Source organism: Natronococcus jeotgali DSM 18795, assembly GCF_000337695.1.
GTDB classification, from domain to species: Archaea; Halobacteriota; Halobacteria; order Halobacteriales; family Natrialbaceae; genus Natronococcus; species Natronococcus jeotgali.
Genome location: NZ_AOIA01000151.1, coordinates 84,415 through 100,119, shown reverse-complemented (window position 1 = coordinate 100,119; position 15,705 = coordinate 84,415). Strand labels below are relative to the sequence as shown.

The 15,705-nt window shown below is 68.2% G+C and carries 17 protein-coding genes; 9 read left to right on the top strand and 8 right to left on the bottom strand.

All coding sequences use genetic code 11. The features are described 5' to 3' along the window. Positions 1–30: 30 nt before the first annotated feature. Positions 31–276: a hypothetical protein gene (locus tag C492_RS17835; protein ID WP_008426186.1), complete on the bottom strand. Its 246-nt coding sequence runs from the start codon at positions 274–276 to the stop codon at positions 31–33. Between the two features lie 106 nt (positions 277–382). Here C492_RS17835 and C492_RS17830 point away from each other — a divergent pair, with 106 nt between their 5' ends. Next, on the top strand, positions 383–661 hold the full coding sequence (locus C492_RS17830; protein WP_049893174.1) for an acylphosphatase: 279 nt from the start codon (positions 383–385) through the stop codon (positions 659–661). Position 662: 1 nt separating this feature from the next. On the opposite strand, the gene C492_RS17825 is transcribed toward C492_RS17830, so the two are convergent. Continuing rightward, positions 663–1,175, bottom strand: a complete 513-nt coding sequence (locus tag C492_RS17825) for a hypothetical protein (protein WP_008426182.1) — start codon at positions 1,173–1,175, stop codon at positions 663–665. Positions 1,176–1,250: 75 nt separating this feature from the next. Here C492_RS17825 and C492_RS17820 point away from each other — a divergent pair, with 75 nt between their 5' ends. Then, positions 1,251–2,678, top strand: coding sequence for a bifunctional ADP-dependent NAD(P)H-hydrate dehydratase/NAD(P)H-hydrate epimerase (locus tag C492_RS17820; protein WP_049893169.1), 1,428 nt, complete (start codon positions 1,251–1,253; stop codon positions 2,676–2,678). Then, the gene (gene moaC / locus C492_RS17815; protein ID WP_008426177.1) at positions 2,671–3,210 is read left to right on the top strand and encodes a cyclic pyranopterin monophosphate synthase MoaC; all 540 of its coding nucleotides are present in this window, start codon (positions 2,671–2,673) and stop codon (positions 3,208–3,210) included. The genes C492_RS17820 and moaC overlap by 8 nt, the downstream gene beginning before the upstream one ends. 24 nt (positions 3,211–3,234) lie before the next feature. Here the strand turns inward: moaC and C492_RS17810 are convergent, their stop codons facing one another. The 6 genes from C492_RS17810 to C492_RS17785 all read right to left on the bottom strand — a co-directional run bounded on the left by C492_RS17810 (position 3,235) and on the right by C492_RS17785 (position 8,326). Then, entirely contained in the window at positions 3,235–4,407 is a 1,173-nt protein-coding gene (locus C492_RS17810; RefSeq protein ID WP_083898871.1) for a S8 family peptidase, read from the bottom strand. Positions 4,408–4,672: 265 nt separating this feature from the next. After that, positions 4,673–5,416 (bottom strand): beta-ketoacyl-ACP reductase, encoded by a 744-nt coding sequence (locus C492_RS17805; protein ID WP_008426174.1) that lies wholly within the window; start codon positions 5,414–5,416, stop codon positions 4,673–4,675. A gap of 138 nt (positions 5,417–5,554) precedes the next feature. Then, the gene (gene phaC / locus C492_RS17800) at positions 5,555–6,940 is read right to left on the bottom strand and encodes a class III poly(R)-hydroxyalkanoic acid synthase subunit PhaC (RefSeq protein ID WP_008426172.1); all 1,386 of its coding nucleotides are present in this window, start codon (positions 6,938–6,940) and stop codon (positions 5,555–5,557) included. Continuing rightward, positions 6,937–7,482, bottom strand: a complete 546-nt coding sequence (locus tag C492_RS17795; protein WP_008426171.1) for a poly(R)-hydroxyalkanoic acid synthase subunit PhaE — start codon at positions 7,480–7,482, stop codon at positions 6,937–6,939. The genes phaC and C492_RS17795 overlap by 4 nt, the downstream gene beginning before the upstream one ends. 41 nt (positions 7,483–7,523) lie before the next feature. After that, on the bottom strand, positions 7,524–8,009 hold the full coding sequence (locus tag C492_RS17790) for a hypothetical protein (RefSeq protein ID WP_049893168.1): 486 nt from the start codon (positions 8,007–8,009) through the stop codon (positions 7,524–7,526). After that, a complete protein-coding gene (locus C492_RS17785; protein ID WP_008426166.1) occupies positions 8,006–8,326 on the bottom strand; it encodes an AbrB/MazE/SpoVT family DNA-binding domain-containing protein in 321 nt (106 codons plus the stop codon). The genes C492_RS17790 and C492_RS17785 overlap by 4 nt, the downstream gene beginning before the upstream one ends. A 233-nt stretch (positions 8,327–8,559) precedes the next feature. On the opposite strand from C492_RS17785, the gene C492_RS17780 reads away from it, so the two are divergent. The 6 genes from C492_RS17780 to C492_RS17755 all read left to right on the top strand — a co-directional run bounded on the left by C492_RS17780 (position 8,560) and on the right by C492_RS17755 (position 15,676). After that, complete coding sequence (locus tag C492_RS17780) at positions 8,560–9,189, top strand: MaoC family dehydratase (RefSeq protein WP_008426164.1); 630 nt, start codon at positions 8,560–8,562, stop codon at positions 9,187–9,189. Between the two features lie 47 nt (positions 9,190–9,236). Then, a complete protein-coding gene (locus C492_RS17775; RefSeq protein ID WP_008426162.1) occupies positions 9,237–10,604 on the top strand; it encodes a phosphohexomutase domain-containing protein in 1,368 nt (455 codons plus the stop codon). Between the two features lie 121 nt (positions 10,605–10,725). Continuing rightward, on the top strand, positions 10,726–11,778 hold the full coding sequence (locus tag C492_RS17770; RefSeq protein ID WP_049893167.1) for a BMP family lipoprotein: 1,053 nt from the start codon (positions 10,726–10,728) through the stop codon (positions 11,776–11,778). A 7-nt stretch (positions 11,779–11,785) separates the two neighbouring features. Continuing rightward, on the top strand, positions 11,786–13,393 hold the full coding sequence (locus C492_RS17765) for an ABC transporter ATP-binding protein (RefSeq protein WP_008426158.1): 1,608 nt from the start codon (positions 11,786–11,788) through the stop codon (positions 13,391–13,393). Further along, entirely contained in the window at positions 13,393–14,616 is a 1,224-nt protein-coding gene (locus C492_RS17760; RefSeq protein WP_008426155.1) for an ABC transporter permease, read from the top strand. The genes C492_RS17765 and C492_RS17760 overlap by 1 nt, the downstream gene beginning before the upstream one ends. After that, a complete protein-coding gene (locus tag C492_RS17755; protein WP_008426152.1) occupies positions 14,609–15,676 on the top strand; it encodes an ABC transporter permease in 1,068 nt (355 codons plus the stop codon). The genes C492_RS17760 and C492_RS17755 overlap by 8 nt, the downstream gene beginning before the upstream one ends. The last annotated feature ends 29 nt before the right edge of the window (positions 15,677–15,705 follow it).

The following is a 15,705-nucleotide window of genomic DNA, read 5'->3' as shown; positions in this document are numbered from 1 at the left end:
TCACAACGGTTCATTACTCGTTTTCTCTCTTCACTCGTAATCTTCCCGCCCGGTAATCGCCCAGTACGTCTGTGAAACGATCGTGATCGCGAACGCGACGGACAGTCCCCCCGTGACGTACAGCGCGATCGTCTCCCCCAGAAGATACCGCGTCAGCGCCCAGGCCGCGATGACGAACAGGATCGATCCGACGAACAGCTCGAGCAGCTCCCGAACGGTCGCACGGCTGCTCGAGACGTCGAGATACTCTTCCTCGAAGCGTTCGATGGGACCCATCTCCGAGTGGCGGTTGTCGCTCGAGGGTTCTTTCGATATCGGTTCGAGGCGACGACCCGCGGGTCGGACGGCTGGATTTTTCCCGGTCACCGACGACGCCACGCACGTGACGGACCGAACGCGCGCACACGTCTACGTCTCCGGCACGGTACAGGGCGTCTACTACCGCGCGACCACTCGCGATACGGCCCGCGAGGAGGGCGTCGACGGCTGGGTCAAGAACCTCGAGGACGGTCGGGTCGAGGCGGCGTTCGAGGGACCCGAGGACGCCGTCGAGTCGATGGTCGAGTTCTGCCACGAGGGCAGTCCCGCGGCCGACGTCGACGGCGTCGAGGTCGAGTACGAGCCACCCCAGGGCGAAGACGGGTTCGAGATCCGGTACTGACTCAATCCTCGGCGCGGACGTCCGGGGAGTCGAGGTACTCCTCGAGCCACGGCGGCTCCTCGGTGTGAGCCCACGTCGCCCACTCGGCCTTCTCGCCGGCGTAGTACGCCCGGTAGGCCTCCACGGGGTCGCCGGGTCGTTCGTACTCCTCGGGCATCGCCTGCGGGCGCGGCGTCGGCTCGTCGGACGGAAAGTCGATCCCGTCGGGGTCGATCCGCTCGATGACCTCCCAGCTGGCGTGGTCGGTTTCCTTCTCGTAGCGCTCGACGAACTCGGCGTTGAGCGCCGCGGCGTGTTCGCGCAGCCGCAGCCAGTTCGCCCGGGACTCGGTCGCCCACTCCGTAACGGGATGGCCGGTGTGGGTCGCCGCGTAGAGGAAGTCGTCGTCGCGGCCGTTCTCGCGGGCCGCGGTACACAGCACCTGCGCGGCCTCGAGCAACAGCTTGTTGACGTGCTCGTCGCAGTGATATCGGGCGGCGAGCCGGGGGTCCTCGTCGAGCCAGAAGACGTTCACGGACGCGGTTGGGACGCGATCCGATTGAGCGTTTCGTCCGCAATCTTCAACGGCGCCCCCCGCGAACGCACGGCCATGATCACGGGCGAACGGATGGCCGCCGTCGACGAGAACGCCGCGGCGCTCGGCGTCTCGCAGAAACAGCTGATGGAGTCGAGCGGGAACGCGGTCGCGCGGGCGGTCCGCGAGGTCGCCGATCGGGGCTCGAGCGTCGCCGTCGTCGCCGGGCGCGGAAACAACGGCGGGGACGCGTTCGTCGCGGCCCGCTTTCTCGAGAGTTACGACGTGACGACGCTCCTGCTCGGACCGGCCGAAAATATCGGGACCGAAATCGCTCGTGAGAACTGGGAGGCCCTGCAGCACGCGGGCTACGACACCCACGAGATCGCGGACTCGAGCGGGTTCGAACTCCCCGACTGCGACGTCGTCGTGGACGCGATGCTCGGCACCGGGATCAGCGGCGAGCTCCGCGAGCCCGCCGCGACCGCGGCAGAGGCGATCAATGCGGCCGACGCGACCGTCGTCGCCGTCGACGTCCCCTCCGGGTTCGACGCCGACGCGGGCGCGGTCGCCGACAACGCCGTCGAGGCGGATCGGGTCGTCACCTTCCACGACGCGAAACCCGGACTCGCCGAGCTCGACTGTGAGCTCGCGGTCGCCGACATCGGCATCCCCGCGGCAGCCGAACGAGACGTCGGTCCCGGCGACGTCTCCCTCGCGGAGCCCGACGGCCGCGAGGGACGAGCCTACGTGATCGGCGGCGGCCCCTACACGGGTGCGCCGGCGCTGGCCGCCCAGGCCGCCCTGCGAACCGGCGCGGAGCTGTCCTTCGTCGCGGCGCCCGACGCCGTCGCCGGCGAGATCCAGGGGTACGCCGAGGACCTGATCGTCCAACCGTACGAGAGCGAGATCCTCACCCCCGAGGTCGCCGAGGATCTCCTCGAGACCGCGACGTCGTACGACAACGTCGTCGTCATCGGTCCCGGGCTCGGCACCGACGAGGAGACCCTCGAGGCCGCGCGGCGGTTCCTCTCGGGGTACGACGGCCGGGCGGTCGTCGACGCCGACGCCCTCGAGGTCGTCCCGGAGGTCGAGACCGACGCGACGCTGGTCTGTACGCCGAACCGCGGCGAACTCGCCCGCATGGGCGGGCCCGATGCCGACGACCTGGCTGCGGTCGCCGACGAGATCGAGGACTTCGCCGCGGAGCTTGGCCACGTCGTCCTCGCGAAGGGCGAAAACGACGTGATCTCCGACGGCGAGCGCACGCGGATCAGCCGCTCGGGAACGGTCGGGATGAAAGTCGGCGGAACCGGGGACACGCTCGCGGGGATCGTTGCGGCCCTGCTCGAGGGCGCCGAGCCGGTGGACGCCGCGGCCGCGGGCGCCCACGTCAACGGCCTCGCGGGCGAACGCCTCGCCGAGTGCCACGAACACGGCTTTCTGGCGTCGGAACTGCTCGAGGAGCTTCCCCCGACGCTGTGGGGTGGTGACGATGAGTGACGATCCGTCCCCCGCGGCGGGATCGAACCCGGATCCGCGAAGCGGCGACGATTCGGGCGCCGAGGAACTCACGCACACCACCGAGGAGGGCGACGTCCAGATGGTCGACGTCGGCGACAAACCCGACAGCGAGCGCCGGGCAGTCGCGGTCGGCGAGATCCGCCTGCAGCCCTCGACCGTGGAGGCGATCCGCGAAGACGAGATCGGCAAGGGCGACGTCCTCGCGACGGCCCGGGTTGGCGCCGTCCAGGCCGTGAAACACACCTGGGAGACGATCCCGATGTGCCACCAGATCCCGATCACGAACGTCGACACCGACTTCGAACTGCGCGAGGACCGGGTCGAGTGCGAGGTCACCGTCGAGACCACCGGAAAGACGGGCTGCGAGATGGAGGCCCTCGAGGGCGTCACGACCGGCCTGAACGTCGTCTGGGACATGGTCAAGGCCGTCGAGAAGGACGCCGAGGGCCAGTATCCCGACACCGGGATCGAAAACGTCCGAGTGCTCGAGAAGGAGAAACGAACGCACTGAGCGCCCCGCGGACTCGACTCGGAGTTACGCGTCCAGCGCGGCGGCGACGTCGAGGAGTCCGTGTCCCTGTTCGGCCTCCTCGAGGCCGATGTCCTCCGCCGTCTCCTGGAGCCTGGCTCGAGCCTCCTCGTTGGTGTAGCCGTTGGACATGAGCTGTCCCGCCGCACCGGCGACGTGCGGACAGGCCATCGACGTTCCCGAGAGGGTATCGTAGCCGCCGGCGACCGTCGAGTAGATTCCTTCGCCCGGTGCGGCGATGTCGATTTCGGGGCCCGTCGACGAGAACGCCGCGATCTCGTCGGATTCGGTCGTCGCGCTGACCGCGATCACGTTCGGTTCCGCGGCCGGATAGCTCACGCAGTCGGTGCACTCGCCGTCGTTGCCTGCGGCCGCGACGACGAGGACGCCGTTGTCGTGGGCGTATGCGCAGGCGTCGGAGACGAGATCGGACTGGGCCCCGCCGAGGCTCAGGCTCGCGACGTCCCAGCCCTGCTCGGCCGTGTGCTCGATTCCGGCGGCGATGTCCGAGTTCGTGCCGCTGCCGAGACAGTCGAGGACCTTGACTGGATGGAGGGTCGATCGGGTCGCGACGCCGACGACGCCGGTGCCGTCGTCCGGCGCGACGGCCGTTCCGGCGCAGTGCGTACCGTGGTCGTTGTCGTCGTCCCACGACCGGTTACAGTCGTTTCCGTTACCGCCGAACAGGCAGGCGAACCCGCCGCAGCCGGTGAACGCCGCCCCCTCGCCGAGTACGTCTTGCAGCGCCTCGTGGGTCGAATCGACACCCGTGTCGATGATCGCGACGTCCGCTCCCGATCCGCCCTCGCCGGCGTCGTGTGCCACCGGCGCGTCGACGCGGTCGACGCCCCAGGGCGTGGTTTGCTCGAACGCGTGCATCTCGCCGTTCCGCTCGACGTATCGGACGTTCGGGTTCCGCCGGAGGCCGTTCAGGGCTCGCTCCGGGACGGTGATCGTCATCGCGTCGAACGCGAACTCCCGTCGGACGTCGGTCGCCGCCTCCGCCGCGGCGTTGCGACCGCGGTCGTTCTCGAACCCGACGTTGACCTCGCGCCTCTCGCCGGAATCGGCCGTCGCGACGCCCGCGAGTCCGACGCCGGCGACGGCGCCGGAAGTCGCCCGAAGGATCGATCGACGGCTCGTTCTCGAGTAATCAGCTCCGCCGTTATTTTCCACCATTCGAATATCATTATATTATAATATAATATAGTACTTTTCATAATAAAGTAAATAACTTCGCACTCAAATACATCGAACGGAGTCCGAAATCTTCGAGCCGAACCGACCGGTAAACCGCGAACCGCCGCGTTCGTCCGCTCCGCTTCGGGAAGTCGACGCCAGGTTGCTCGAAGCGTGTTCTCCCCGCCGGCGGCCGGGAGGAGGCGCTGTCGGGCTCCCGCCGAGCCGCGGAGTCGGATCGAAAAAACGGGACACTACGGCGGGCTCAGAGGTCCATTCCGCCGTTGACGTCGATCACCTCGCCCGTGATGTACGACGACTCCCTGCTCGCGAGGAAGCGAACGACGGCGGCGATGTCCTCGACCTCCGCCAGGCGTTCGAGGGGGATCCCCGAGATGATCCGCTCGAGAACGTGGTCCGGAACGCTCTCGACCATGTCGGTCCGGGTGAAGCCGGGCGCGACGCAGTTGGCCGTCGAACCGCCCTGGGCGAACTCGAGGGCGATCGTCCGGGTGAACCCGAACATCCCGCTTTTCGCGGTCGCGTAGTTGGCCTGTCCGAAGTTGCCCTGTTTGCCGACGACGCTCGAGATGTTGATCAGTCGCCCCTCGTCGGCGTTCCAGATGTCGTCGTAGAACGTCTGGGTGCAGTTGAACATCCCGCCGAGGTTGACGTCCATCACCCGATCCCACTCCGCGCGGGACATCTCGGTGAACTGCTTGTCGGCGGTGATCCCGGCGTTGTTAACGAGGACGTCGGCCGGGCCGAACGCCTCGTGGCAAACGTCGCGCATGTGCTCGACGTCCTCGGGGACCGAGACGTCGGCCTGGGCGGCGACGGCTCGCCCGCCCGCGTCCTCGATCGCGTCGACGGCTTCGTGTGCGTCCCCCTCCGACGACCGGTAGTTGATGACGACGTTCGCCCCCTCCTCGCCGAGGTGTTCCGCGATCCCGCGCCCGATACCTCGCGCCGAGCCCGTAATGACACAGGTACGTCCCTCCATGGACATCGTTAGTGTACACTGTGCCACCGATTGTTATATAACGACCTGTTGGGTTTCGTCCCTTGGTGAAGTGAATAAAATCGGCAGCGTCCGACCCGGGGTCGGGAGGGCGCCGACGCGGTCGCGTCGGGGCGTCAGCGGGCGTTACTGCTCGCCGGCCTGGTCGATCCAGTCCTCGAGGCGAGCGACGGCGATGTCGGTCTCGTCGGCGAGTTCCTCGGCGTCGGCCTCGGCGAGTTCCTCGAAGGTGGTGATGCCGACCGCGGCGAGGTCGTTCGCGTAGGACTGGCCGACGCCGTCGAGTTCGGTCAGGTCGTCGACCGCCGTCTCCTCGAGGGCCTCCTCCGAGAACTCGTCGAGGCCGGTCTCGTCGCCTTCGACGTCCTCGGCCAGCCCCGCGTCGGGCTCGTCGGGTTCGGGCGTCTCCGGCTCGGCCTCGGTCTCGACCGTCGAGCGGGCCTCGAACCAGTCGCAGACGTCGGGCCAGAGCTCGGCGTGGCTCCGGGAGGAGACCGACATCCCGATGTGTCCGGTCGCGAACTCCATGACCTCGGTGTCGTCGGAGGCGACCGCCTCGTTGAACGGTTTCGAGGCACCCGGCGGGATGAGGTGGTCGTACTCCGCGACGATCTGCAGGACGGGCATGTCGATGTTCGAGACGTCGATCGCCTCGCCGCCCAGCTCGAGCTCGTTCGCGACGAGCTTGTTCTCCTGGTAGATGTCGCGGATGAACTCCTCGTAGGCTTTCCCCGCGACGTCGATCCCCTCGTCGAGCCAGCGCTCCATCCGCCCGAAGTTCTCGACGAAGTCCTCGTCTTCCATGTTGTCGTAGAAGCGGACGTACTTCGTCACGTTGTTGGCGACGGGATCCATCAGCGCGAAGCCGACGTCTAAGAACTCCGCGGGGACGTTGTCGAAGGTCTCGGTAACTTTCTCGGGGTCGTAGTAGTCCTCGGCGCCCCACAGCTCGAGGACGCCACCGTCGCCCGCAAAGCAGAGGCCGGCGGCCATCAGGGCGAGGTTCTCGACCTTCTCGGGGTGTTGAGCGGCGTACATCGCCGACATCGTCCCGCCCATACAGTAGCCGAGCACGTTGATCGCGTCCTGGCCCGAGCGCTCGCGGACGACGTCGACGCAGTTGTCGATATAGCGGTTGACGTAGTCGTCGAGCCCGAGCTGGCGGTCGAGCTTCGAGGGCTCGCCCCAGTCGATCAGGTAGACGTCGAAGCCGGCCTCGAGCAGCGTCTGGACGACCGAGCGATCGGGCTGCAGGTCGAGGATGTAGGGCTTGTTGATCAGCGCGTAGACGATGAGGATCGGGATGTCGTGTTGCTCCTCGGTCTTTGGCTCGTAGTGGAGCAACTCGAGTTTGTTCTCCTCGTAGACGACTTCGCTGGGGGTCTGGCCGACCTCGACGTTCTCGAGGGTCTCGGTTCGGTCGGGCGCGACCTGGCTCTTCTCGGCGAGGTCGGCGGCGCCCTCCCAGGCCTGGCGTTGCATCTCCAGGGCGGTCGCGTACGGGTTCTTCATTGCTCCTCTATGTGCTCGAGAACGCGGTCGAGTTTCTCCTCGACGGCGTGCTGGCGGCGCTCGAGCTCGACCAGGCGGTCGCCGACCTCGACGACGTCGCTCTCGGTCGGGAAGCCAAGCGAGTGCAGCGTCTCCTCGGCGACCTCGTCGGCCTCCTGCTGGAGCTCGAGGACGTCGCCGACGGTCTCGCCGGTCATCTTCGCGAAGGCGGTCGTCGACATGACCTCCTTGAACGCCTCGTTCGCGGTGTTGAGCCAGACGTCGCGGAACTCATCGAGCTCGACGTCCTCGCCCTCGAGCTGGTCGTTCGCTCGCTCGACCATCTGCTGGGAGGCGTTCATCCAGGCCTCGTAGGCGCGGGCGTAGCCCTCCACGCCCTCGGAGAGCTCGGCGTCGTCGCTCATCTCGCCGACCGTCTCGGCCCAGCTCTCGACGAATCGAGCCTGGGCCTCGACGTTGTTCTCGAAGGCCTCGAGGAACTGCTCGTTCCACTGTTCGGCGAACGCGTTCCAGTTCTGTGACTGCGGCGGTGTGTCTGTCATTGTGTGGGAAGAGGGGGCGTGTGATCAAAAGGCTGTGGTCGTTACGCCGAGACGTCGAACTCCTCGGCGACGGCGTCGACGTTCTCGGTCATCGCCGACGCGTTCTCCTCGGCCTGCTGGTGGGCCTCGAGGACGGCCTCGAAGCTGGTGTCGACGACCTCGGCGTAGCTGGCGGCGAACTCGTCGTAGGCGGCCTCGGACTCTTGGAGGGCCTCGGCGACGGCCGACAGCGACTCCTGCTGGGCGTCGGTCATCGCGTCGACGTTCTCCTCGAACTGCGCGCGGAACTCCTCGAGGTCGGGGCCGTCCTCGGGCAGCGACGCCTCGACGGCGTCGAAGTAGGCCGCGACGGCGCCCTTGGTGAACTCGGCGTTGGTCTCGACGGCCGAGCTCGAGGACTCGACGGCGTCGACGACGGCGCCGAAGGAGGTTTTCTGGGCCTCGAGGGCGTCGTGGGTGAGCTGCTGGCTCTGTTCGATGGCGGTGCGCTGTGCGGTAAACATGGCGGTGAGTGGGTTCTGTGTCATTGGTCTTCCTCGCGGTTTCGCTTGACGGGAACGACGATCGTCTGGACGATATCGCCCTCCTCGATGTCGAGGGCTTCCCGTTCGGGTTCGGGAATGCTGATCCGACCGCCGCTCTGGACCCGCGCCTTGAACGTCGCCGTCCCCATGTTCATCGGCCCGAAGCTCGAGGCGCTCTCGAGGGGGTTCGCGGAGCCGGCTTCCAACAGCTGCTTCAGCATCTCCTGCTGGGATTCGGCGACCTGTTCGCCGGCGCTTTGCATCTGCTCGGCGAACATCGACGGCGGAAACCAGGGCGATCGGTCGGAGTCGTCCGTCATCACTGGTGTCAACGCGCTCCGGCCTCATAAGCGTTTCCGCTCTGTACCATCGAGTGCCATTGAGTGGTTTCAGCTGCATATTGGGGGTCATCGTCGCCCCGTCGTGTGATTTTCCGATCGAGCCCGCGCCGCAGTCGGTCGAAAGCGTCGGTTACTGTCCCGTCGCCCCCGCGGATAACCCCGCATTGTGCGACCAAAGAGGTATAATGGCCTCGTCCCTATAGCGGGAGTAGATGTCCCACCAGAACGCCGGCGAGAACGGGTTTGGCGCCCTGGCCAACGCCTGGTCCACCGCGACTCGATCGGTCCTCCGGAGCGCGACCGCGGCCAACCGCGCGGCGATCGCCGCGATGGATTCGGCCGGAACCGAACCGAACGGCGAGTGCGCCGACGCCTCGATCCCCTCGCTCGAGTACGCCGATCCCGACTGGACGTTCGAGCGCAGCGTCGAGGATCCGACGGCGCTCGGTCCGGGCGACCACGTCACCTTCGAGAAGGCCCTCTCCGACGAGGACGTCCGGGCGTTCGCCGAGATCAGCGGCGATACGAACCGTCTCCACCTCGACGACGAGTTCGCCGCCGAGACCCGCTTCGGCGGCCGCATCGTCCACGGCACGCTCGTCTCGGGGCTGATCAGCGCCGCGCTGGCTCGGCTACCGGGGCTGACGATCTACCTCTCCCAGGATCTGGAGTTCGCCGGCCCGGTCGGGATCGGCGACCGCGTCTCGGCCCGCGTCGAGATCGTCGAGGACCTGGGCAACGAGCAGTACCGCCTCGAGACGGTCGTCCGCGACGAGGACGACGACGAAACCGTCGTCGACGGCGAGGCCGTCGTCCTGATCGACGACCTCCCCGAGGCCTAGCGCGCCCCTTCGAGGCGAATAAGTAGCTCCTCGCGGAACGGCCCACCATGACACTGTTCGGGACCGCGGGGATCCGGGGCCCAGTCGAGGACGTATCGCCAACGCTTGCGCTCTCGGTCGGTCAGGCCGCGGGCGAGCCCGGCACCGCGTTCGTCGTCGGGCGCGACGGACGGGAGACGGGGCCGGCGCTGGCCGCGGCGATGGAGGCCGGCCTCGAGAGCGCCGGTGCCGACGTCCGTCGGGTCGGCCGCGTGCCGACGCCGGCGCTGGCGTTCGCGTCGCAGGGACGACGCGGCGTGATGCTCACCGCGAGTCACAACCCGCCGAGCGACAACGGGATCAAGCTGTTTGCCGACGGCGTCGAGTACGACAGCGACGCCGAGGCGCTGATCGACGAGCAGGTCGGCGCCGACGGGTCGGGGCTGGCCGCCTGGGAGGAGTGGGGTCGCTCCGAGCGGGCCGACGTCCTCGGCGAGTACCGCGACGCCGTCGCGGACTACGTCCGAACCCGCTTCGAGAGCGAGGCCCCGCTTTCGGGGCTGTCGATCGCGGTCGACTGCGGAAACGGCGTCGGCGCGCTGGCGACGCCGCAGGTGCTCGACGACCTCGGCGCCGAGGTCGTCGGCGTCAACGCCAACGTCGACGGTCACTTCTCCGGCCGAGAGAGCAAACCGACCCCGGAGACCCTGACCGAGTTCAGCGACTTCCTCGCCGCGGGCTCGTTCGACCTCGGGCTCGCCCACGACGGGGACGCGGATCGGCTCGTCGTCCTCGAGCCCGACGGGTCGGTCGTCCACGAGGACACCGTCCTCGCGGTCGCGGCCGAACACTACGCGGGGGAAAGCGACGTCGAGGACCCGGTCGTCGTCACCACGCCCAACGCCTCGGCCCGGATCGACGAGCGGGTTCGGGAGGCGGGCGGACGCGTCGAGCGGGTCCGTCTGGGCGCGCTCCACGAGGGAATCGCGCGGGAACGCAAGCGGGCGGGCGAGGACGCCGCGGTCGTCTTCGCGGCCGAACCCTGGAAGCACATCCACGTCCCCTTCGGCGGCTGGATCGACGGGGTCGCCAGCGCCGCCGTCGTCGCCGCGCTCGTCGACGAGTCCGGGGACGTCGCGAGCCTCCGGGAGCCGGTTACCGAACGCCCCTACCGGAAGGTCAGCGTCGACTGTCCGGATCGGCTCAAGGCCGACGCGATGGCCCGCCTCGAGTCCGAGCTCCCCGCGGCGTTTCCCGAAGCGAGCGTCGACACCGACTACGGCGTCCGCCTCGAGTTCGCGGACGCCTCGTGGCTGCTCGTTCGCCCCAGCGGCACCGAGCCCTACGTCCGACTCTACGCCGAGAGCGACGCCGTCGACGAGCTGATCGACGACGCGGAGACCGTCATCGAGCGGGCGATCGAGGCGTCGCGGTAGCGGCCCGATCGCCCGCCGGCCCGCGTCGGCGTAGTGGTCGGAATCTGATATAACGCGTATCTGGTCGGTGTAGCGGGCGAATCCACATCATTTAACCCGGTATCGTGCACTACCCGGTACTATGGCACGAGACAGACGGCGCTTCTTGCGCGCTGCGGGCGCGGCGGGGCTCGCGACGATGGCCGGCTGCGTCGGCGGATTCGGCGAGGGGGGAAGCGAGACGGACGCCGCCGTGGGGATGGTGTACGCGACCGGCGGAACTGGCGACGACTCGTTCAACGACATGGCCCAGCAGGGGGTTCAACAGGCCGACGAGGAGTTCGACATCACCTACGACGAGGCCGAACCCGAATCCGTCGGCGAGTTCGAGGGCGCACAGCGGGACTTCGCCGCGTCGGGGGACTACGACCTAGTCAGTTGCATCGGCTTCGCGCAGGCGGACGCGCTCTCCGGGAACGCCGAGGAGTATCCGGACCAGGATTTCATTATCGTCGACGCGGCCGTCGAATCGGACAACGTCCGCAGCTACAACTTCGACGAGCCCGCGGGCTCGTTTCTGGTCGGGACCCTGTCGGCGCTGCTGACCGGTACCGAGTTCGCGGCGGGCAACGGCGAGACCAACCCCGACGAGTCCGTCGTCGGGTTCGTCGGCGGCGAGGAGTCGCCGCTGATCGAGTCGTTCCAGGCCGGCTTCGAGGCCGGCGTCGAGCACGTCGACTCGAGCGTCGAGGTCCTCTCGAGCTACGTCGGCGACTTCAACGACACCGCGAGCGGTCAGGAGACGGCCCGCTCGATGTACAACGACGGCGCGGACATCGTCTTCCACGCGGCGGGTCGAACCGGCGTCGGCGTCTTCCAGGCCGCCGAGGCCGAGGGGCGGTTCGCGATCGGCGTCGACGACGACCAGTCCGTGAGCCAGGAGGACTACGCCGACGTCATCCTGGCGAGCATGGTCAAACGCGTCGACGAGGCGGTGTTCACCGCGATCGAGTCCGTCATCAACGACGAGTTCGAGGGCGGCGAGACCGAACGGCTCGGCCTCGAGGAAGACGGCGTCGAGACCGTCTACGGGCAGTCGATCGGCGATCAGATTCCAGACGAGATCACGGAGGAAGTCGAGACGACCAGACAGGCGATCATCGACGGCGAGATCGAGGTCCCACAGGAACTGTGAGTTTCGCATGAACGATTCGGGGAACGACCGAAACCCACGATCGCAGCGGGACCTCGCGGTCCACCTCGACGGGATCACGAAGCGGTTCCCCGGCGTCGTCGCGAACGACGACGTCGATCTCCGCGTCGAACGCGGGAGCGTTCACGCGCTCTTGGGCGAGAACGGCGCGGGAAAGACGACGCTGATGAACGTTCTCTACGGGCTCTACGAGCCCACCGAGGGTCGGGTCGTCGTCGACGGCCGGGAGCGAGCGTTCGACAGGCCACGGGACGCGATCGACGCCGGCGTCGGAATGATCCACCAGCACTTCATGCTGGTCGACCCGATGACCGTCGCCGAGAACATCGCGATGGGCAACGAACCCCGGAAGTGGGGCGGACTGGCGGTCGACCGCGACCGCATCGACCGGGAGATCGCCGACCTCTGCGATCGGTACGGGTTCGACGTCGATCCGTCGGCGACGATCGAGGAGTTAAGCGTCGGCGCCCAGCAACGCGTCGAGATCCTGAAGGCGCTGTACCGCGGCGCCGACGTGCTCATCCTCGACGAGCCGACGGCCGTGCTCACACCCCAGGAAGTCGAGGACCTCTACGGCGTCCTCGAGGAGCTGACCGAGCAGGGGAAGACGATCATCTTCATCACCCACAAGCTCGGCGAGGCGATGCACGCGGCCGACCGAATCACCATCCTCCGGGACGGCTCGTCCGTCGGAACGGTCGATCCGGCGGGGACGACTCGCGAGGATCTCGCCGAACTGATGGTCGGCCGTGAGGTGTTGCTCGAGACCGGCGGCGAGCCCGTCGAGACCGGACGCCCCATCCTCGAGGCCGAGAACGTGGTCGTCGAGGACGATCGCGGCGTCGAGCTCGTCTCGGGGATCGACCTCGAGGTTCGCGCCGGCGAGATCCTCGGCGTCGCGGGCGTCGACGGCAACGGTCAAAGCGAGCTAATCGAAGCGATCACGGGGCTGCAGACGCCCGACGCGGGGCGAGTTTCCTTCGACGGGACGGACGTCTCTGCGTGGTCCCGCCGCCAGCGCATCGAGGCCGGAATGGCCCACATCCCGGAAGACCGCCACGAGCAGGGACTGGTCATGCCGTTCGACCTCGTCGAGAACGCCGTGCTGGGCAGCCAGCGCTCGCCGCGGTTCGCCCGCGGCGGCCGCATCGACTGGGCCGGCGTTCGCGACCACGCCGAGGACGTCATCGGCACCTACGACGTTCGCCCGCCCGACGCCGACGCCGACGCCGAATCGTTCTCCGGGGGGAACCAGCAGAAGTTCGTCGTCGGACGCGAGCTCGAGCGCGACCCCGAGCTGGTCGTCGCGACCCACCCGACCCGGGGCGTCGACATCGGCTCGACCGAGTTCATCCACGAACGGCTGCTCGAGCTGCGGCGCGAGGGCAAAGCCGTGTTGCTCGTCTCCTCGAACCTCGACGAGGTCCGGGGGTTGTCGGATCGGCTCGCGGTCATCTACGAGGGCGAGTTCGTCGACGTCACCGATCCCGCCGCGGTCACCGAGGAGGAGCTCGGCCTCCTGATGGCGGGGGAGCAGCCGGACGACCGGTCGCGGGAGCGCCCGGCGAGCAACCCCGCCGACGGGGGTGAGCGTTGATGCGGGACGACCTCGAGCGGCTGCTCGAGCGCCTCGTCCACGCGTCGGTCCTCGAGCGCCTCGTCATCAGCCTCGCGGCGCTGGTGGCGGCGATCCTCGTCGGGGGCGTGCTCGTCTTCGTCTCCGGCGCGTTCGCCTCCTGTCGGGCGGGGCTCGATATCGCCGGCGTCACCTTCTGTTACAACCCGATGCAGGTCTACTACGAGCTGTTCCTCGGCTCGCTCGGCCACCCGCTCGAGGGCGGCTGGAGTCCGATGAACTACAGCCTCGCGACGACGCTCCGACAGACGACGCTGCTGATCTTCGCCGGGCTGTCGGTCGCGGTGGCGTTTCGTGCGGGACTGTTCAACATCGGAACCCAGGGCCAGCTGGTCGTCGGCGGGCTGGTGACGGCGGTGACGGTGCTGTTCGCGGCGCCGTACCTTCCCGGCGGCTTCGTCGGAACCGTCCTGCTGGTTCCCCTCGGCGTGCTCGCGGGTGCGCTCGGTGGCGGCTTTTACGGCGCAATCCCGGGCGCGCTCAAGGCCTACGCCGACGCGAACGAGGTGATCACCACGATCATGCTCAACTTCATCGCCACCGGCGTCACCGCGACGCTGCTCTCCCGGTGGTTCCAGGACCCCAACAGCGCCAACCCGCAAACCCGTGCCGTTCCCGAGTACGCCGAGATCCCGACCCTTCCCGGCGTGGGATTCAGCGGGCGGATGGACTTCTCCTTGCTCGCGCTCGGGTTCGCGGTCGCGCTCATGATCGCGATCGCCTGGCTGCTCGCCCGGACGACCTTCGGGTACGAGCTCCGGACGACCGGTATCCAGCCCGAGGCCGCGGCCTACGGCGGCGTCGACGAGAAGCGCATGACCGTCGCGAGCATGACGCTCTCGGGAGCGCTCGGCGGGGTCGCGGGCGCGTTCTGGGTGTTGATGCAACACGGCCGCTGGCTCGAGAACGTCCCCGACCTCGGCTTCGACGGGATCGCCGTCTCGATTCTCGCGGGGAACAACCCGCTGGGGGTCGGCGCTGCCGCGTTCCTGTTCGGTGTGCTCGACAGCGGCTCGAGTTCGATCAACACCTCGACGGACGTCCCCCCGGAGCTCGTGGGCGTTCTCTCCGGGCTGTTGATCCTGTTCGTCGCGATGCCCGAGTTCTTCCGGATGATCGGCCGTCGGTTCGTCGATACCGACGCCGCCCCGGCGCGGGCCGCGGGAGGTGGTGCCGATGAGTAGCGGACTCTCCCGGCGGACGGTGCTGGGTGCGGTCGGCGCGCTCGCGGTGCTGTGGCTCGTGGCCGGCCTCGCCTTCCCCGACTCCTGGGCGGGCGCCCTGCTGTCGATCGCGGCCAGCCCGAGCACGCACACGGCGATGCTCCGACTCGCGGTTCCCATCGCGCTGGCGGCGATCGGTGGCATCTTCGCCGAGAAAAGCGGCGTGATCAACATCGGGATCGAGGGGCTGCTCATCGTCTCGGCGTTCTCCTCGATCATCGTCACCTTCTGGCTGGGATCGGGCGGGTCGACCCTGGCGCTCTCTCACCACTGGTGGGGTTTCGCGGTCGGCGTCCTCGCGAGCACGCTGTTCGCGCTGATCTTCGCGGTCGTCTGCATCGACTTCAAGGCCGACCAGATCATCGCCGGGCTCGCCGTCTGGCTGATCGCGCTCGGGCTCGCGCCCTTCGCCTCGCGGATCGTCTTCGACAGTCCGAACACGGCGGGCGTGGGTCGGTTCCAGAACGTTACGGTCCCGATCCTCTCGGAGATCCCGCTGCTGGGATACCTGCTGTTCGACACGCCGCCGCAGGTCTACATCATGCTCGGAGCGGCCGCCGCGGGCTGGTACCTCCTCAACCGGACGGCGTTCGGTCGGTGGGTCGTCGCCAGCGGCGAGAACCCGAAGGCGCTGGACACCGCCGGCGTCGACGTCCGCAGGGTCCGCTACGCCGCCGTCCTGTTGTCGGGGATCTTCGCCGGCCTCGGCGGCGCCGGCTTCGCGCTGGGCCAGCTCGGTACGTTCGCCGGCGGCGGCGAGACCGCCATCGGCGGCCGCGGGTTCATCGCCATCGCGACCTACCTCTTCGCGAACTACCACCCGATCGGGGCGCTTGGCGGCTCGTTCCTCTTCGCCGGCCTCGAGGCGATGCAGATCCAGCTCCAGAACCTCGGCTACGCCGTCCCGACGGAGCTCATCCGGACGATCCCCTACGCGACGGTGATCGTCGTCCTCGTGTTCGTCGGCAAGACCCAGTTGCCGGAGGCGGCCGGCGAGCCCTACGACGGGGACGAGGAGTAGCCGCGCCGTCGCCGCGGGTCGGTGCCTTC